Source organism: Janibacter zhaoxuefangae (assembly GCF_050271985.1).
Classification (GTDB): Bacteria; Actinomycetota; Actinomycetes; order Actinomycetales; family Dermatophilaceae.
Genome location: NZ_CP189849.1, coordinates 945,568 through 963,035 on the forward strand (window position 1 = coordinate 945,568; position 17,468 = coordinate 963,035).

Below are 17,468 nucleotides of genomic sequence, written 5' to 3' on the forward strand. Positions count from 1 at the left end.
ACCCTCATGAGCACGACCCCCGACTGGTCCTTCGAGACCCGACAGATCCACGCCGGCCAGGAGCCCGACCCGACGACGGGAGCCCGCGCGCTGCCGATCTACGCGACGTCCTCCTACGTCTTCAAGGACACCGAGAACGCGGCAAACCTGTTCGCGCTCAAGGAGTTCGGCAACATCTACACCCGGATCATGAACCCGACGCAGGACGCCGTCGAGCAGAAGATTGCGGCCCTCGAGGGTGGCGTCGGGGCCCTCCTGACCGCGTCCGGCATGTCCGCGACGCACCTCGCCCTGGTCAACATCGCCGAGGCCGGCGACCACGTCGTCGCCAGCGCAGCGCTCTACGGCGGCACGGTCAACCTGCTGAAGTTCACTCTGCCGAAGTTCGGCATCGAGGTCACCTTCGTCGAGGACCCGAGCGACCTCGAGCAGTGGCGTGCGGCGGTGCGGCCGAACACCAAGGCCTTCTTCGGCGAGACGATCGGCAACCCGAAGCCCGTCGTCCTCGACATCGCCGGGATTGCCGAGATCGCCCATGAGGCGGGTGTGCCGCTCGTCGTCGACAACACGATCGCGACCCCCTTCGTCCTGAGGCCGATCGAGCACGGCGCCGACGTCGTGGTCCACTCCGCGACGAAGTACCTCGGCGGCCACGGCACGGCAATCGCCGGCGTCATCGTCGATGCGGGCAGGTTCGACTTCGCGGCGGACCCGGAGAAGTTCCCCAACTACAACGAGCCCGACCCGAGCTACCACGGGCTGCGGTTCGGCCCTGACCTCGGCGTCAACGGCGCGCTCGGGGCCAATCTCTCCTTCATCCTCAAGGCGCGCGTCCAGCTCCTGCGCGACCTCGGTCCGGCCATCTCGCCCTTCAACGCCTTCCTCATCGGGCAGGGCATCGAGACGCTCAGCCTGCGCATCGAGCGACACCTCGAGAACACCCGCAAGGTCACGCAGTTCCTCAGCGGCCACGAGCAGGTCGAGGCGGTCAACTGGGCCTCCCTCGAGGGTAGCCCGAGTCACGCGCTGGCGCAGAAGTACACGCCGAAGGGGGCCGGCGCCGTGATCTCCTTCGAGATCGCCGGCGGGGTCGACGCCGGCAAGCGGTTCGTCGAGGGTCTGACCCTGCACAGCCACCTGGCCAACATCGGCGACGTCCGCTCGCTCGTCATCCACCCGGCGTCCACCACGCACTCGCAGGGTCCCGAGGAGGACCGGCTCGCCGCGGGGGTCACCCCGGGCCTGGTCCGGCTGGCCGTCGGCCTCGAGCACATCGACGACATCATCGCCGACCTCGAGCAGGGCTTCACCGCCGCGAAGGGGGCCTGAGCCTCCGCCTCCCACGGCGACGGCACAGCATCCGACCCACCACAGCGCCCGCCCACGGGGATCCGTGGGCGGGCGCTGTGGTGGGTCGCTGCGTTTCGTCGCTGTCGGCGCGGCGACTCAGGACGTGCTGGAGGTCCGCCACAGGTCGATGCCGGCGTCGACGGCGTGCTGGTCGATCCGGGCGAGTTCGTCGCTGCTGAAGTCGAGGTTGTCGACCGAGCGCAGGTTGTCCTGCAGCTGCTGGACGCTCGAGGCGCCGACGAGCACGGAGGTGACCCGCTCATCCCGCAGCACCCACGCGAGCGCCATCTGCGCGAGCGACTGGCCGCGCTCCTTCGCCATCTCGTTGAGCGCCCGGACGTGCGCGAGTGACTCCGCCGTGAGCAGGTCGGGACTCAGGCTCTTGCCCTGCGAGGCGCGCGAGCCCTCGGGGATCCCGTCGAGGTACTTGCTCGTGAGCATGCCCTGGGCCAGTGGCGAGAAGGCGATGCAGCCCACGCCCTCCTCGCCGAGGACGTCCAGGAGGTCCTCCTCGACCCAGCGGTTGAGCATCGAGTAGCTCGGCTGGTGGATGAGCAGCGGGGTGCCGAGCTCGCGCAGGATCGCGATGGCCTCGCGCGTGCGAGGACCGGAGTAGCTCGAGATGCCGATGTAGGTCGCCTTGCCGGAACGCACTGCCGTGTCGAGGGCGCCCATGGTCTCCTCGAGCGGCGTCGTGTCGTCGAAGCGGTGGCTGTAGAAGATGTCGACGTGGTCGAGGCCCATCCGGGACAGGCTCTGGTCGAGGCTGGCGAGGATGTACTTGCGAGATCCGCCGCCCTGACCGTAGGGGCCGGGCCACATGTCGTAGCCGGCCTTGGAACTGATCACGAGCTCGGCGCGGTAGGGGCGGAAGTCGCGCGCGAAGAGCGTCCCGAAGTTGCGCTCGGCCGAGCCGTACGGCGGGCCGTAGTTGTTCGCGAGGTCGAAGTGGGTCACCCCGCTGTCGAAGGCGGAGCGCAGGATCGCCTGCTGGCGCTCGAGCGGGACGTCGTCCCCGAAGTTGTGCCACAGCCCGAGGGAGACCGCCGGCAGGTCGAGACCGGAGCGACCGGTGCGGCGGTAGGGGAGCGGTCCGTCGTAACGTCCCGGCGCGGCCTTGTACTCGTCGGCGTGAAAGGTCATGGGATGAGTCTGGCAGGCCGCGCCTGTGGAGAACTTTCGTGGTCGCCGGCGCGACTTTCCTACGGTGGTCGCATGACGCGGCTGACGATCGATGCGCAGGGGATGGAGACGCTGGGTGGGCGCCTGATCGAGACGGCGGACCTGCTGGACGTGCTGGCGCGCCCGAGCGCCACGCACGGGCTCGGCTCGTTGGGCTCCCACCTCGCCTACGGCGAGCTCGTCCGCAACTGGACCCACGAGCGGATCCTGCTGGGGAACGCGCTGCGCGAACTCGGCGCGGCCGCGGCGACGGCCGGGGCGACCTTCGTCGAGGTCGAGGCGGGGATCACGGTGGGGCTGGAGCCGGGCCACGCGGGGGAGCGATGACGTTCGAGCATCTGTCGATCGACGCCGACCCGCAGCGTCTGCGGGAGAGCGCCCGCACCCTGGCCGGGACCGCAGAGGATCTGCGCGCCCTCACCGGTGTCCTCGACCAGCTGCGCGGGACGGGTGTCGAGGGATGTTGGGTTTCGGCGTCGGGGGAGGCCTTCGCGGCCAGGTTGGCCACCTTCCCGCGGACCATGGTCCCGGTCGCCGAGCGCTACGACGAGGCCGCGTCGCTGCTGCTCGATCACGCCATCACGATCGAGCTCCGGCAGGCGGACGCGGCCCACGCCGTCGAGCGCTTCGACGCCAACGACGCGGAGCACGTCGCCCTCGTGGGACGTGTCGGCGGCCTGCCCGACGACGATCCGACACGGCCGGTGCTGGAGGCCCGCCGCGACGAGTGTGCGCGGCTGGCGGTCATCCTGGCCACCCGGGTCAAGGAGATCCACGAGCAGGTCGTCGACACCGACCGACGACTGGCCGCGCGCCTGCACGCCCTGGCCGACGACTCCCTGACGGACTCGGCGACCTATCGGTGGCTCGTGCGCGCCCAGACCGCGACGGTCCCCGTGACGGCGATCGCGGGCAAGCTCGGTCCCGCCGGGTCGGTCCTGTCGGCGGGCAGCGGCCTCACCGGTGTCGGCATCGCGGGGATCCGCGCCTGGGTCTACGACGAAGGGGGCACCGCGGCGGTCCTCAAGGAGGTGGGCGTCCAGACGACGGCCTTCGCCGGAGCCGGGCTGGCCCGCGCCGCGACGAAGGGGGCCCCGATCGCCGGCGCGCTCGGGCCCGCGCTGCCCGCTCGCCGCCGTATCGCTCTCGGCCTGGGGGAGACCATGCGGCCCTGGCGTGCACGGGCGGCGACCGGCGTCAACGGGAGCACCGCCGTCGGTGGCGCTCGCCTGAGTCGCGTCGCGGCGCTCGCGGCCCGCACCCCCGAGGGCAAGGTCGTGCGCGAGGGGCTCGACGACTGGCGACGGGTCCTCGGCTCGGACGTGACCTCGCGCCACCTCATGCTCGGATCCCTCGCCGCACGCGGCGCGGTGCAGGCCGATCGGACGACCGCGAAGGTCGCCACGGTCGTCGGTGCCACCAGGGGCAGCAGCTGCGACCTATCCTTGGGCGCATGCCCGCCGCGACGAGAGAGTTCACCCTCCCGCCGCTGAACTACCCGGAGGACCTCCCGGTCGTCGCGCGACGCGAGGACATCGCCGCCGCCATCCGTGACCACCAGGTCGTCGTCATCGCGGGAGAGACCGGGTCGGGCAAGACCACTCAGATCCCCAAGATCTGCCTCGAGCTCGGGCGCGGACGTGAGGGCCAGATCGGCCACACCCAGCCCCGCCGGATCGCCGCCCGGTCCGTCGCAGAGCGGATCGCGGAGGAGCTCGAGGTCGAGCTCGGTGAGCTCGTCGGCTACCAGGTCCGGTTCACCGACCACAGCTCCGACGCGACCGCCGTCAAGGTGATGACCGACGGCATCCTCCTCAACGAGATGCAGCGCGACCGCGACCTGCGCCGTTACGACACGATCATCATCGACGAGGCCCACGAGCGGTCCCTCAACATCGACTTCATCCTCGGCTACCTGCGCCAACTGCTGCCGCGTCGACCCGACCTCAAGGTCATCATCACCTCGGCGACGATCGACCCGCAGCGGTTCGCGGCCCACTTCGCCGTCGCTGGCACGCCGGCGCCGATCATCGAGGTCTCGGGCCGCACCTATCCCGTCGAGCTGCGCTACCGCCCACTCGTGGACCCCGACGGCGCCGAGGACTCCGGCGACGACAAGGACCAGGTCACCGGCATCTGCGAGGCCGTCGAGGAGCTGTGGACGGAGGCGAGCGGCCACGCCGGCGGCAGCCACGACATCCTCGTCTTCCTGTCCGGCGAACGGGAGATCCGCGAGGCGGCCGACGCGCTCACCGGCATGGACCTGCCCGACACCGAGATCCTGCCGCTCTACGCCCGGCTCTCCTCGGCGGAGCAGCACCGCGTCTTCAGCCGCCACTCGGGCCGACGCGTCGTCCTCGCCACCAACGTCGCCGAGACCTCGTTGACGGTGCCGGGCATCCGTTACGTCGTCGACACGGGCACGGCCCGCATCTCGCGGTACAGCCAGCGCACGAAGGTCCAACGCCTGCCCATCGAACCGATCTCCCAGGCCAGCGCGAACCAGCGCGCGGGGCGCTGTGGCCGTGTGGCCGAGGGGATCTGCATCCGTCTCTACTCGGAGGAGGACTTCGACTCCCGCCCCGCGTTCACCGACCCCGAGATCCAGCGGACGTCCCTGGCCTCCGTCATCCTCCAGATGACGTCGCTGGGACTGGGCGACATCGCCCGCTTCCCCTTCGTCGACGCGCCGGACCCGCGTCAGATCGTGGACGGCGTGCGCCTGCTCGAGGAGCTCCAGGCCTTCGACGGGGGCGCCCGCGGCCGTGCCCGCAAGCTCACCCCCATCGGCCGCTCGCTCGCTCGGTTGCCGGTCGACCCGCGTCTGGGCCGGATGCTGCTGGCGGCCGACGAGCTCGGCTGCACCGCCGAGGTCCTCGTCATCGTCTCCGCGCTCTCCATCCAGGACGTGCGTGAGCGGCCGGCGGACAAGCAGGCACAGGCGGACCAGATGCACGCTCGATTCAAGGACGAGCACTCCGACTTCGCCTCCCTGCTCAACCTCTGGCGCTACCTGCGGGAGCAGCAGCGCGAGCTGTCCGGCAGCGCCTTCCGACGGCTCTGCAAGCGCGAGTACCTCCACTACCTGCGCGTGCGCGAGTGGCAGGACCTCCACGCGCAGGTCCGGCAGGCCGCACGCGCGCAGCGGCTCGACCCGAGGCAGCACACGGCCGAGCCCGACGCCGAGCCGGACCTCGATCGGATCCACCAGGCCGTCCTCACGGGTCTGCTGTCGCACGTCGGTGTCCGGGACGAGGCCAAGCGTGACTACCTCGGTGCCCGAGGGGCGCGGTTCTCGATCCAGCCGGGGTCGACCCTCTTCCGCCGCCAGCCCGCCTTCGTCGTCTCCGCCGAACTCGTCGAGACGACGCGGCTGTGGGCCCGCACCAACGCCCGGATCGACCCGGTGTGGGCCGAGCGCGCCGGCGCTCACCTGGTCAAGCGGACGTACTCGGAGCCCCGCTGGTCGCGCCGTCAGGCGGCCGTCCAAGCCACCGAACGCGTGACGTTGTACGGCGTGCCGCTCGTCGCCGCGCGGACGGTGAACTACGGGCGGATCGACCCCGAGGCATCGCGCGACCTCTTCATCCGCCACGCGCTCGTCGAGGGGGACTGGGACACCCACCACGCCTTCGCGAAGGCGAACGAGGAACTGCTCGCCAGCTTGCGCGAGCGGGAGGAGCGCGCCCGACGGCGCGACCTCCTCGTCGACGACGAGGACCTCGTCACCTTCTATGACAAGCGCGTCCCGGCCGAGGTCGTGTCGGGGCGTCACTTCGACTCCTGGTGGAAGACGGCCCGGCGCGAGACGCCCGATCTGCTCACCTTCACCGAGGAGATGTTGACGAGCGAGTCGGCGACGGAGTTCTCCGCCACCGACTACCCGGCGACCTGGCGGCAGGGGGAGCACGAGCTCGCCGTCACCTATCAGTTCGCGCCCGGGGACGCCGCCGACGGCGTCACGGTGCACATCCCGCTGCCGGTGCTCAACCAGGTCGTCGCGACCGGCTTCGACTGGCAGGTGCCGGGGCTGCGCCCCGACCTCGCCGTCGCGCTGATCAAGTCGCTGCCGAAGGGGACCCGGCGCCACTTCGTGCCCGCACCCGACCATGCCGCCGCAGCCCTGGCCGGGGTCGACGAGGCCGCGCAGGAGAGCGGTGTCCCACTCACCGTCGAGCTGGGTCGAGTCCTCAAGGCGCGCACGGGAACGGCTGTGCCGGAAGGGGATTGGGCCATCGACCGGGTCCCCGATCACCTGCGCATCACCTTCGCCGTCGAGGACGAGCGCGGCCGGCTCGTCGGCAGCGGCAAGGATCTCGACGCCCTGCGGGAGCAGCTCGCGGGGGAGGTCCGCCGCGACGTGGCCCGCGCCGGCCGGGGGATCGAGCGGACCGGGCTGACGACGTGGGACCTCGACGAACTGCCCCGGACGTGGGAGTCCGAGCTCGGCGGTCACAGCGTGCTCGGCTACCCGACCCTCGTCGACGAGGGCAGCTCCGTGGCGCTGCGCGTCCTGCCCGATCCCGGTTCGGCGGAGGCCGCGCGCCGGCTCGGCGTGCGCCGGCTGCTGCTACTCAACACGTCCGCGCCGTGGAAGCGCGTGCTGGCGCGGCTGACCAACGAGCAGAAGGTCGGCCTCGGCCGGAACCCGCACGGCAGCGTGCCCGCGCTGCTCGAGGACTGCCTCGCCGCGGCCGTCGACGACATCGCCCGCGAGCACGTCGCGGGTGTCGTCAGGGATCGGGCGGCCTTCGACGCGGCGCTGACGGCCGTGCGCACCCACGTGGTCGCGCGCGTCCTGCAGGTCGTCGAGGCCGTGGAACCGGTCCTGGCGCTGACGGCCGAGGTCGACGCGCTGCTCGCGCGGATGACCGCCCCGGCCGTCTCCGCGACCGTGGCCGACGTGCGAGCCCAGCTCGCCTCGCTGGTGCGCCCCGGCTTCGTCGCCGACACGGGCCTGGACCGGTTGCCGCACCTGCGCCGCTACCTGCGGGCGATGCTCCACCGCCTCGAACGCGCTGCGGAGAGCCCGGCACGGGACGCAGCGGCCCAGCGCCAGATTGACGACGTCGAGACGGCCTATGCGGACCTGCTCGAGACGCTCCATCCCGTGCGCCGCGCCGCGGACGACGTCGTCGACATCGCGTGGATGATCGAGGAACTGCGGGTCGGCCTCTTCGCGCAGTCCCTCGGCACCGCCCACCCGGTCTCGGTCAAGCGGGTGCGCAAGGCCATCGCCGCTGTCGAGGCCTGACCCCCGACGACCACGCACGAGCCGGACACGCCGCCGCCCCCGACCAGTGCGGTCGGGGGCGGCGGCGTCGGGGACGGGACCCACGGTGCGGGCCCGCGAGGGGACCGTCGGTCGATCAGCCCATGTGGACGGGCTCGGCGCCGTCGTGCGCGAGCTCCTCGTGCTTGACCGTCAGGAGCGTCATCACGAGCACCGACGCGACGGCGATCATGCCGCCGGCGACGAGGTACGCGACGCTCGAACCGTGCGTCTGAGCCTGGAGGGCGATCTCCTTCGTGGCGGCCGCGATCTGCTCCGCGCTCGGGGTGGTGCCACCCTGAGCGGCCGCGGCCTGAGCGGCCGCCCCGAGCTCGGCGGCCCTGTCCTGCAACGCATTCACGAAGACCGTGCTCAGGGTGGCGAGGCCGAGCGCCCCGCCGACCTGCTGCATCGTGTTGAGCACCGCCGAGGCGACGGACGAGTCGTCGTGGTCGACGCCGTGGACCGCGGTGAGCGTCATCGGGACGAAGGTGAGGCCCATACCGGCGGCGAGGACGACGACCCACGGGAAGAGGTGCAGCCAGTAGGTGCTGTCGACCTCGAGCAGCGAGAAGCCGAACATCCCGATTGCCGCCAGCGCGGTGCCGACGCCGGCGATCCAGCGCGGGTCGACCCGGGACATCAGCTGCGAGCCCACCTGGGCTCCCGCGACGATGCCGATCGAGAAGGGCAGGAAGGCGAAACCCGTCTTGAGGGCCGAGTAGCCGAGGACCTGCTGGATGTAGAGGCCGAGGAAGTAGAACATCGCGAACATCGCCGCGCCGACGATGAGCATGACGAGGAATGACACCCCGCGGGTGCGGTCGGCGAGGATGCGGACCGGCATGAGCGGGTGGGTCGTGCGGCGCTCGATGAGGACGAAAGCGACGAGGAGGACGACGCCGGCGACGAGGAAGCCGACGGTGGTCCGGTCACTCCACGAGTGCGACGCCGCGTGCGTGAGGCCGTAGACCAGGGAGCCGAGGCCGAGGACCGACGTCACGGCCCCCGGGATGTCCAGGCCGCCTTCGCCACCCTCGGATTCGGTCAGGAAGCGCGGCGCCATGAGGGCGACGAAGAGGCCGATCGGGATGTTGATGAGGAAGGTCCAACGCCAGTCGATCTCGGTGAGCGCGCCGCCGAGGATGAGGCCGATGGCCGCACCGGCCCCGGACATGGCGGCGTAGACGCCCATGGCGCGGTTGCGCTCCTTGCCGGCGGGGAAGGTCGTGGTGATGAGGGCGAGGGCATTCGGGGCAGCGAGCGCACCGGCGAGGCCCTGGAGGGCGCGAGCGCCCAGCATCGTCAGGTCGTCCTGGGCCAGCCCGCCGGCCAGGGAGGCGACAGCGAAGAGGGCCACACCGAGGGTGAACATCCGGCGGCGACCGAAGAGGTCGCCCAGGCGGCCTCCGAGCAGGAGGAGCCCGCCGAAGGCCAGCGTGTAGATCGTCACGACCCAGGACAGGTTGTCGGGCGTGAAGCCGAGCTCGGCCATGAGGTGGGGGAGGGCGATGTTCACGACGGTGCCGTCGAGGACGATCATCAGCTGCGCCGCGCTGATGAGGGTCAGCGCGATGCCGAGATGGCGCGGCGGGCGATCGTGCGACGCGGCCGCGGGTTCGGCGACGTCCAGTGGTGTGGATGACATCAGGGGATTCCTCTCGGTCCCGCCGAGCAGGGGCGCCGGCGGGGGTGGTCGTGCGGGGGTGGGAGTGCCGCTCAGCGGGGCGACGCGAGCGTCGCCGCGCAGGCGGGGAGGACGACGTTGTCCACGATCTGGGCCACGCGCTCGGGCTCGAGCCGCCTGCCCGTGAGCATGGACTCGTGCATGGAGAGCGCGGGCAGGACCATCAGGAGCGTGTCGAGGTCGGCGTCGGGGCCGACCTCACCGCGCTCCTGTGCATTGACGAAGATCTGACGCACGGCGGCCATCTTGGGCGCCACGAGCCGCTGCTGGATCGCCGTGAGCAGCTCGGGGTCGCGGTGGATGACCGGGAGCAGGGCCCCCCAGACGCCGACGATCTCCTCGTCGGCGACGCCACCGTCGGCACAGGCCTGCGCGAGCAGATCCCCGCGCAGTGACCCCGTGTCGGGGTCCCGATCCGCAGGACAGTCCAGGAGCAGTGAGATCGCGTCGAGCACGAGGTCGCGCTTGTGCGGCCAGCGGCGATACAACGTCGCCTTGGACGCCTGGCCCGCCGCTGCCACGGCATCGAAGGTGAGCCGGTCGTAGCCGTGGTCCCGCAGGACCTCGATGACCGCCTCGAGGATCTCGGTCTCGCGCTCGCCGGTGACACGGGGGCGTGTCATGGCACTCGTCGAGGTCGACATCCGGTGCTCCTTCGTGGGCCGATGAAACGAAACTGTTTCGTTTCATCGGGTGCCAACGACGCCCTCGCGCTCCTTGTTCCCGGATCCCCCGGAGTTTTTCCGTCGGCAGGCCGGGCACCCACACCCGACCCCCGAGCGGAGGCCGGAATCATCGACCCCCGCCCGGCGTTGTGCCGAGAAGTTGTCCCCAGCGCTGCAGGAGAAAGGCCACCCCGTGCAGAACCCCACCGAGCTCTTCCGCTTCGAGGTCGACACCGACCTCGAGACGCCCGCCCCGGGCACCCTCCTCGTGGCCTTCGACGGCTTCATGGACGCGGGCGGCGCCCAGCGGCTCCTGGTGCGCCACCTCCTTGAGACGGCGGAGGACGCGACGGTCGTCGCGTCCTTCGACATCGACGCGCTCCTCGACTACCGCGGCCGGCGGCCCGCGATGACGTTCGAGGCGACGGCCTGGACGTCCTACGAGGACCCCGCCCTCCTGCTCTACCGCCTCCGCGACCGCGACGGCCAGACCTACTACCTGCTGACCGGCCCCGAGCCGGACTTCCAGTGGGAGCGCGTCATCGAGGCGATCCGCCTCATCATCGGCCAGCTCGGGGTCACCCTCACCGTCTCCACCCACGGCATCCCCATGGCCGTGCCGCACACGCGTCCCGTCGGCATGACGGTGCACGCCACGGACACGCGCCTCGTGGGGGAGCGCAACCCCGTCTTCGGGAAGGTCGCGGTGCCCGCCTCCCTGTCCGCCCTGCTCGAGCTTCGCCTGGGCGAGGCCGGCCAGGACGCGGTGGGCTTCGCCATCCACGTGCCGCACTACCTCGCGCAGGCCGAGTTCCACGACGCCGCGCTCACGGCGCTCAACGCGATCGTCGACGTCAGCGGGCTCAACCTGCCCAACGACGACCTCGTCGCGGCGGCCGGCAGCAACCGGCTCGAGATCGAGCGGGAGGTCCGCGACAACCCCGAGGTGGGGGAGGCCGTGGCCGCGCTGGAGCGCCAGTACGACGTCCACCTGCGCGGACTCGAGCGGCCCAACCTGCTCGCGGCCGAGGGGTCCGAGCTGCCGTCGGCCGACGAGCTCGGCGCGGAGTTCGAGGACTTCCTGCGGACCGTCTCCGACGACGGCGACGCCTGACCGACACCTGTCGACGAGCCGGGGCTCAGCCCTTGGCCTCTGACCACCGATCGACCACCGACACGTCGGCGACGAACCGCACCCGCGTCGAGCCGGTCCACCGACGGGCCGAGTCGTCGAGCGCGGTCCGCACGAGGTCGACGACGTCCTGCGCCCACTCCGCCGGGGTGTGGATCAGCAGTTCGTCGTGCAGGCAGAGCACGATCTCGGCGCGCGGCTGAGCCTGGCCGGCGGTGGACTCGTCGCCGCGGGGCAGGGAGCGCAAGCCGGCTCGGACGGTGGCAGCCCACGCCTTGAAGAGTTCCGCCGCTGAGCCCTGGATGACGGCGTTGCGGGCGAATCGTCCGCGCGCCGCGGCGGCCTCCGAGTCGGTCCTCGGCCCGGCGTCGGGTGAGGGTGCGGAGGGCTCGGCCTCCGCGGGTCGGGGCGTGACGGAGAAGTCGGTCCGGACCAGTCGTCCTCCGTGGGTGCGCACGGGCCGGCCCGTGCGACCTTCCTCATAGGCGCGGTCGAGGTGGGCCATCGCGACCGGATAGGCGCGCTCGAGCCCCTTCAGCGCCTCGCCCGCGGCACCGGACCGCTGGCCGTACATGGCAGCCAGCACGGCGACCTTCGCCACGGCGCGCTCGACCCCGAGCCGCTGCGCGACCGGCGCATAGAGGTCGTCGGCCTGGGTGGCCCGCGCGAACTCGTCGTCCTCCGTCACGGCGGCCAGGACCCGCGGCTCGATCTGACCGAGGTCGGCCCGCACGAGGACGTGGCCGCGCTGGGCCGCCACGGCCGGACGAAGGTCGGCAGGCAGGTTGTGCAGCCCGTTCTGCGCCGTCATCCGGCCGGCCGCCCCGTCGCACGCGGTCCACGCGCCGCGCAGTCGGTCATCGGCGCCGACGTGGCGGTCGAGCCAGCCGTAGCCGTAGGTCGTGGCGATTCGCTCGTCCTTGCGCCACGTGAGCAGGGCTTCGACGAGCGGGTGGGTGTCGCGATACGCCTCGAGCGTCCACTTGCGCGTGTTGGGGACGTCGACGCCCGCGGAGGCGAGCATCTCCTTGACCTGGGCGGGGTTGCGCAGGTCGGTCGTCGGGCGACCGGGCGCATGGGCCAGCACCCGCGCGTCCCGCTCGCGACGGATCACCAGCGCCTGCGCCTCGTCGCTGGGCCGCACCCCCGCAGACCGGGCGATGAGGTCTTCGACCACCGGGCGGTCGATCGGGAGTCCGTCGCGTTCGAGTTCGAGGCAGAGCAGGGCCGCGGCCGACTCGGAGATCGCCGTGGCGAGCGCGCGGGACCGACTCGGTGAGCCGGAGCCGATGTCCTCGCGCTGACGCTCCGCGACGGTCAGCGACGCGGCGGCCCACTGAGCCGCCCGCTGCGGCGTCGACTGCCACCGGCCGACGACCGCGTCGGCGCGCAGGTGACCGTCGGGGCGGACGAGCGCCTCGGGATCGAGACCGTCGTCATCGGCGAGCAGGTCGAACAGGTCGTCCCCCGGTGGGGCGGGGACACCCCGCGGGTCGAGGTCGTGCACGGCGGCCCAGGCCAGCTCGGGGCCGGCCCGCCACCCGCCGTGACGCAAGCGGTGGACCTCGGCGACATCCCAGCAGCGGGCGATCGGGACGTGCGCCCGCACGAGCGGCCACGCCTCGGACGCCGCCGACCACCACACCCAGCGGGGACCCACGCGACCTTCGAGGGAGAGGGCGGCGGCGACCACCTCGGACACCGGACCGGCGACCGAGACGTCACTGCCGTCGACGACGCCGCAGAGTGCGCCGTGCTCCCTCCCGAGGGAGAGCGCAACGAAGGGCGGAGGACCGGGCACGCCGTGACGCTATCCCGAGCCGCCGACACGCGTGCGTGTCGGCGGCAACGGGGTGTCAGACGATGCCGGCCTTGAGTGCCGCCTGACGCTTGATCCGGCTGAGCATCGCGACCATGCCGCGCATGCGCAGCGGCGAGACGACCTCGGCGAGACCGAAGGACATCGGGGCGTCGTCGGGAGTGCCGACGACCTCGCGGACGGTCAGCCCGTCGAGGCCCTCGGCGAGAATCCCGGCGAAGCCACGCGTGGTCGGCGCTTCCGGCGGGGCTTGGAAGAAGAGGTGGACCTGGCGCTCGAGCGGAGCCTCCGCCGGCTCCGAGTCCACCTCGACCACGAGGAAGAGGGGCGACTGGCACTCGTGCACCTGTTCCATCTTCTCCGGGGCGTCGGCATAGCGCTCGGGCAGCTCGGGCAGCTCGTCGGAGAACTCCAGGAGCAACTGGAGACGGTCCTTGACGTCCATGTCTCGGAAGTCCTCGGCGATCTGCGCGAGGGAGGACGGCACGACCTTCTTGATCTCGTCGGCGGTCATGGGTGCCCCGCTCACTTCTCGATGGGCACGCGGACCGCGTTGCCCCACTCGGTCCACGAGCCGTCGTAGTTGCGCACGTTCTCGAAGCCCAGGAGGTGGGTCAGCACGAACCACGTGTGCGAGCTGCGCTCGCCGATGCGGCAGTAGGCGACGACCTCGTCGCCGGCCGACAGTCCCTGCTCCTCGAGGTAGATGGCCTCGAGCTCCTCCCGCGAGCGGAAGGTGCCGTCCTCGTTGGCCGCACGCGCCCACGGCACGGACTTCGCACCGGGGATGTGGCCACCGCGCATGGCCCCCTCCTGCGGGTAGTCGGGCATGTGCAGCAGTTCGCCCGAGTACTCCCCGGGGGAGCGCACGTCGACGAGCGGCTTGCCGAGGTGGGCGAGGACGTCGTCCTTGAAGGCGCGGATCGGGTTGTCGTGGCGCTCGATCACCGGGTAGTCGGCGCGCGTCACGGCGGGGACCTCGCGGGTCAGGTCGCGGCCCTCGGCGACCCACTTCGCGCGTCCGCCGTCGAGCAGGCGCACGTCCTCATGGCCGAAGAGGGTCATCACCCACAGCGCGTAGGCCGCCCACCAGTTCGACTTGTCGCCGTAGATGACGACGGTCGTGTCGCGACCGATGCCGCGTGTGGACATGACCTCGGCGAAGCGGGCGCCGTCGACGTAGTCACGAGTGACGGGGTCGTTGAGGTCCTGGTGCCAGTCCAGTTTCAGCGCGCCGGGGATGTGGCCGGTGTCGTAGAGCAGGACGTCCTCGTCGGACTCGAGGACCACGATGTCGCCGCCGGAGGCCGTGGCGCCCGCAGCGATCTGGTCGGCGAGCCACTGCGTCGTGACGAGGCGCTCGGGGTGGGCGAAGGCGGACGAGGTGTCGGGGGTGGCGGGGTCCTGAGTCATACCTCAACAGTAGGTCGTGACCGCCGGGTCGCGCCCGGGTGCTCCGACCCTCGGCGCGACGGACCCCCTCGCGAGGGTGGCAGGATGTCCACGGATCGAATCAGTCAGTCCCGACCACAGGAGGACACGTGGGATTCATCACGAGCGCACTCGGTTTCGGCAAGGACGAGGCCAAGGAGGCGGAGAAGCAGCTCAAGCAGACCCGCTCGGCACTCGAGCAGGCGAAGGACCCGCAGGAGGACCAGGGCTTCATCGGGGGGTCCGCGACCAAACTCGTCGAAAATCTGCTCGACAGCGGCATCGACGGCAAGGGCCCGTTCGATTCCGCCGACAAGGTGGCCCGGTCCGCCCTGGCCAAGCACGCCGGAAACGTCGACGAGGCCGTCGACGAGGTCGTGCGCGACCACCTCAAGCTGGCCGCGGCCGAGGGTTTCGTCACGAGCGTCGGTGGCTTCGTCACCCTGCCGATCGCCCTTCCGGCGAACGTTCTCGCCTTCTACCTGCTCGCCACCCGCATGACCGCGGCGGTGGCCCAGCTGCGCGGCTACGACCTCAAGCACCAGCAGATCCGCTCCGCCGTGCTGCTCACCCTCGTGGGAGCGGACGCGGAGGACCTGCTCGCGAAGGCGGGCGTCGTGGCACCGGCCGGCCGGTTGACCAACCTCGCCGCCCAGCGACTCCCCGGCCCGGCCCTCATGGTCGTCAACAAGGCGGTCGGTTTCCGGATCCTCTCCAGCGCCGGTCGCAAGACCCTGAGCCGCTTCGGACGCGCGATCCCGCTGGCCGGCGGCGTCGTCGGTGCCGGCATGGACGGCTACCTCCTGAAGAAGATCGCCGACCAGGCTCGCAAGGAGTTCGTCACGAAGGCGGTCTGATCCGCACGGCCGGGAACGGCCGGGAATCTTCGGTGTGGGGCCGGTCGTTGATGTCGACGACCGGCCCACATCTGTGTGGCCCAGGGGGAAGGAACCCGCCCACATGTCCCGATTCGCCAAGGTCTCGGCCGCCCGCAACCTCGCCACCGCAATTCGGTTGGCCACCCGTCCCGGCTCGCCGTCCCTGCGTGAGCGCCTCGTGGCCCTGCCTCGGCTCGCCGTGGCGGTCCGGCGCGGGCAGTACACCGGCGTCTCCGCGGGTCGCCTCGCGTTGATCGCTGCCGGTGTGGCCTACATCGTCTCGCCGGTCGATCTCATGCCCGAGAGCCTGCTGCTCGTCCTCGGCCTGGCCGACGACGCCATGGTGCTCAGCTGGCTCGCCGCCACCCTGGTCAACGAGACCGAGCAGTTCCTCGCCTGGGAGCGCGGCGTGCCCGCGGGTGCGGGCGCGGCGTCCTCCCGCGCGGCGCACCAGACCGTCCCCGGGGAGACCGTGTCGGGCCAGGCGCCGCCGCGTCGCACCGGGGGATGACCGTGGGCATGAACAGACCCGCCTGAGGGGCGCTCGTTGTCCACAGGGCGCTGACGCCACGGGCGAACGTGAGCGTGCTGCGCGACCGTCGTGGCCATGACAACCACGACCGTTCGAGGTGCCGCCGACGTGCTGGCACTCATGCCCTACACCCTCGGCTACCAGCCGTCCGACTGCGTCGTCCTCGTCTGTGTGCGAGACGGGCTGCTCGGGCTCACGGAGCGACTCGACCTACCGCCCGTCGAGCGCGTCGCGTCGGCCTGCTCCGCCCTGCTTGAACCCGTCCTGCGCCACGACGCGGCCGAGGGCGTGTTGCTCATCGGCTACGAGACGCACGAAGGGGACTCGCTGCCTCTGCTGACCCAGCTCGGCGACGCGGTCGTCGAGGCCGGAATCGACCTGCTCGACACGCTCGTCGTGCGCGACGGCCGTTGGTTCACACCGACCTGCACGGGGTCCTGTTGCCCGGGCGAGGGGACACCACTGCCCGCTCCCGCGGACACTCCCGCCGTCAGCGAGTTCGTGGCGCGGGGAGTGTCGCCGCTGCCGGATCGCGACGCCGTCGCCGACCTCGTGCGACCCGATGAGCGAGCCGCCCTCGCGGGGGCCCTCGTCGGTTCGCTCGGCCGTGGCGGGTCGGGCGAGGGGCCCGTCCTCGACCTCTGGCGACGGCTGACGGACGTGGACGCGGCCCCCGTGCGGGTCGCCGGAGCGGCCCGAGACCACGTCGTCACCGCGTCCGAGGCGCTGCTGCTGGCCCGCTCGCTGCGGGACGTGGTGTTCCGCGATGCCCTGATCGGGCGGATCCTCCCCGACTCCCTGCGCATGCGGGTCTTCGACCGTGACGTGCGCGAGCGAGCGGTCGCGGCCGTGCCCCTCCGGCCATGGTGGTCCGGACCCGACGTCGACCTGCTCACCGCGGACGAACTCCTCGACCTGGCCCGTGCGGCGCTCGGACCCGACGGCGAGGACGTGGACGACCTCACGCCTGAGGAGGTCGAACACCTCGCCGTGGAACTCCTCAGCCTCCGAGCCACGGTGGACGGTCTCGAGGGCGGCGGCGCACCTCCCGACGCGCAGACGCGAGACGCCGCCTTCCTCGTCCTCGTCGACCGGCTGCTCGACCTCGTGCGTGCCCTGCCCGAACAGGAGGCGGCTCCCGCACTCACGCTGCTCGCCGATGTTTCGTGGTGGCGCGGCGACGGCGCACTGGCGCGGTCGGCCATCGACCGGGCGCTGGAGGTCGAGCCGGACTACCGGCTGGCTCAGCTCATCGGGCGGCTGCTCGACTTCGGGGTGCGGGCGCGCACCCCGCGCTGAGTTTCTGCCCCGAGTCGAGTCCCGAGGTGAGGGCCGGGGCCGAAGGGGGCCGGTCTCGCAGTGCGGCACGCTTCCGATGGTGGACGGTTGCTCGGATAGAATCCCGCAAAGGTCATGAGTTCCAGCACACAGCCCCGGCTTGCTGGGCGGCAACCCTCTTCGCGATGGGGTGCCCCGGGTGATGACCTGGCGCGGCCGCAGTGGTCGGGCAAGCGAAGCGC

General features: G+C 71.7%; 14 protein-coding genes and 1 riboswitch. Of the genes, 8 read left to right on the plus strand and 6 right to left on the minus strand.

Annotation, left to right across the window (positions count from 1 at the left end; translation table 11 throughout):
- Positions 1 to 6: 6 nt before the first annotated feature.
- Positions 7 to 1,329: a bifunctional o-acetylhomoserine/o-acetylserine sulfhydrylase gene (locus ACQBAS_RS04480; RefSeq protein WP_427385188.1), complete on the plus strand. Its 1,323-nt coding sequence runs from the start codon at positions 7 to 9 to the stop codon at positions 1,327 to 1,329.
- Between the two features lie 117 nt (positions 1,330 to 1,446).
- On the opposite strand, the gene mgrA is transcribed toward ACQBAS_RS04480, so the two are convergent.
- Complete coding sequence (gene mgrA / locus ACQBAS_RS04485; protein WP_427385189.1) at positions 1,447 to 2,493, minus strand: L-glyceraldehyde 3-phosphate reductase; 1,047 nt, start codon at positions 2,491 to 2,493, stop codon at positions 1,447 to 1,449.
- A 72-nt stretch (positions 2,494 to 2,565) separates the two neighbouring features.
- On the opposite strand from mgrA, the gene ACQBAS_RS04490 reads away from it, so the two are divergent.
- Genes ACQBAS_RS04490 through hrpA form a run of 3 tightly spaced genes read left to right on the plus strand, consistent with a single transcriptional unit; the run spans position 2,566 to position 7,786 of the window.
- Positions 2,566 to 2,859 (plus strand): hypothetical protein, encoded by a 294-nt coding sequence (locus ACQBAS_RS04490; protein ID WP_427385190.1) that lies wholly within the window; start codon positions 2,566 to 2,568, stop codon positions 2,857 to 2,859.
- A complete protein-coding gene (locus tag ACQBAS_RS04495; RefSeq protein ID WP_427385191.1) occupies positions 2,856 to 4,025 on the plus strand; it encodes a WXG100 family type VII secretion target in 1,170 nt (389 codons plus the stop codon). The genes ACQBAS_RS04490 and ACQBAS_RS04495 overlap by 4 nt, the downstream gene beginning before the upstream one ends.
- Complete coding sequence (gene hrpA, locus ACQBAS_RS04500) at positions 3,986 to 7,786, plus strand: ATP-dependent RNA helicase HrpA (protein ID WP_427385192.1); 3,801 nt, start codon at positions 3,986 to 3,988, stop codon at positions 7,784 to 7,786. Before ACQBAS_RS04495 ends, hrpA begins: the two co-directional genes overlap by 40 nt.
- 115 nt (positions 7,787 to 7,901) lie before the next feature.
- Here the strand turns inward: hrpA and ACQBAS_RS04505 are convergent, their stop codons facing one another.
- Both ACQBAS_RS04505 and ACQBAS_RS04510 read right to left on the minus strand, forming a co-directional pair.
- Positions 7,902 to 9,452, minus strand: a complete 1,551-nt coding sequence (locus ACQBAS_RS04505) for an MFS transporter (protein ID WP_427385193.1) — start codon at positions 9,450 to 9,452, stop codon at positions 7,902 to 7,904.
- A gap of 71 nt (positions 9,453 to 9,523) precedes the next feature.
- The gene (locus tag ACQBAS_RS04510) at positions 9,524 to 10,114 is read right to left on the minus strand and encodes a TetR/AcrR family transcriptional regulator (RefSeq protein WP_427385194.1); all 591 of its coding nucleotides are present in this window, start codon (positions 10,112 to 10,114) and stop codon (positions 9,524 to 9,526) included.
- 235 nt (positions 10,115 to 10,349) lie between these two features.
- On the opposite strand from ACQBAS_RS04510, the gene ACQBAS_RS04515 reads away from it, so the two are divergent.
- Entirely contained in the window at positions 10,350 to 11,270 is a 921-nt protein-coding gene (locus ACQBAS_RS04515) for a PAC2 family protein (protein WP_427385195.1), read from the plus strand.
- Between the two features lie 25 nt (positions 11,271 to 11,295).
- On the opposite strand, the gene ACQBAS_RS04520 is transcribed toward ACQBAS_RS04515, so the two are convergent.
- From ACQBAS_RS04520 to ACQBAS_RS04530, 3 genes are read right to left on the minus strand one after another with little or no spacing between them, the layout of a single operon-like run.
- Positions 11,296 to 13,089, minus strand: a complete 1,794-nt coding sequence (locus tag ACQBAS_RS04520) for a DNA polymerase (RefSeq protein ID WP_427385196.1) — start codon at positions 13,087 to 13,089, stop codon at positions 11,296 to 11,298.
- 55 nt (positions 13,090 to 13,144) lie between these two features.
- The gene (locus tag ACQBAS_RS04525) at positions 13,145 to 13,621 is read right to left on the minus strand and encodes a SufE family protein (protein ID WP_427385197.1); all 477 of its coding nucleotides are present in this window, start codon (positions 13,619 to 13,621) and stop codon (positions 13,145 to 13,147) included.
- Between the two features lie 11 nt (positions 13,622 to 13,632).
- Positions 13,633 to 14,520 (minus strand): sulfurtransferase, encoded by an 888-nt coding sequence (locus tag ACQBAS_RS04530; RefSeq protein WP_427385198.1) that lies wholly within the window; start codon positions 14,518 to 14,520, stop codon positions 13,633 to 13,635.
- Between the two features lie 128 nt (positions 14,521 to 14,648).
- Here ACQBAS_RS04530 and ACQBAS_RS04535 point away from each other — a divergent pair, with 128 nt between their 5' ends.
- The 3 genes from ACQBAS_RS04535 (at position 14,649) to ACQBAS_RS04545 (ending at position 17,247) form a co-directional block, all read left to right on the plus strand.
- Entirely contained in the window at positions 14,649 to 15,395 is a 747-nt protein-coding gene (locus ACQBAS_RS04535) for an EcsC family protein (protein WP_427385199.1), read from the plus strand.
- Positions 15,396 to 15,498: 103 nt separating this feature from the next.
- Complete coding sequence (locus ACQBAS_RS04540) at positions 15,499 to 15,927, plus strand: YkvA family protein (protein WP_427385200.1); 429 nt, start codon at positions 15,499 to 15,501, stop codon at positions 15,925 to 15,927.
- A gap of 96 nt (positions 15,928 to 16,023) precedes the next feature.
- A complete protein-coding gene (locus ACQBAS_RS04545; protein ID WP_427385201.1) occupies positions 16,024 to 17,247 on the plus strand; it encodes a DUF4192 domain-containing protein in 1,224 nt (407 codons plus the stop codon).
- Positions 17,248 to 17,357: 110 nt separating this feature from the next.
- A riboswitch (SAM riboswitch) is annotated at positions 17,358 to 17,468 on the plus strand.

Excerpts from the sequence above, each read along its gene's own strand:
- hrpA (WP_427385192.1), top strand. The coding sequence starts at position 3,986 with ATGCCCGCCGCGACGAGAGAGTTCACCCTCCCGCCGCTGAACTACCCG.
- ACQBAS_RS04505 (WP_427385193.1), bottom strand. The coding sequence starts at position 9,452 with ATGTCATCCACACCACTGGACGTCGCCGAACCCGCGGCCGCGTCGCAC.
- ACQBAS_RS04545 (WP_427385201.1), top strand. The coding sequence starts at position 16,024 with ATGACAACCACGACCGTTCGAGGTGCCGCCGACGTGCTGGCACTCATG.
- ACQBAS_RS04510 (WP_427385194.1), bottom strand. The coding sequence starts at position 10,114 with ATGACACGCCCCCGTGTCACCGGCGAGCGCGAGACCGAGATCCTCGAG.
- ACQBAS_RS04490 (WP_427385190.1), top strand. The coding sequence starts at position 2,566 with ATGACGCGGCTGACGATCGATGCGCAGGGGATGGAGACGCTGGGTGGG.
- ACQBAS_RS04525 (WP_427385197.1), bottom strand. The coding sequence starts at position 13,621 with ATGACCGCCGACGAGATCAAGAAGGTCGTGCCGTCCTCCCTCGCGCAG.
- ACQBAS_RS04540 (WP_427385200.1), top strand. The coding sequence starts at position 15,499 with ATGTCCCGATTCGCCAAGGTCTCGGCCGCCCGCAACCTCGCCACCGCA.
- ACQBAS_RS04530 (WP_427385198.1), bottom strand. The coding sequence starts at position 14,520 with ATGACTCAGGACCCCGCCACCCCCGACACCTCGTCCGCCTTCGCCCAC.
- ACQBAS_RS04480 (WP_427385188.1), top strand. The coding sequence starts at position 7 with ATGAGCACGACCCCCGACTGGTCCTTCGAGACCCGACAGATCCACGCC.
- ACQBAS_RS04495 (WP_427385191.1), top strand. The coding sequence starts at position 2,856 with ATGACGTTCGAGCATCTGTCGATCGACGCCGACCCGCAGCGTCTGCGG.
- mgrA (WP_427385189.1), bottom strand. The coding sequence starts at position 2,493 with ATGACCTTTCACGCCGACGAGTACAAGGCCGCGCCGGGACGTTACGAC.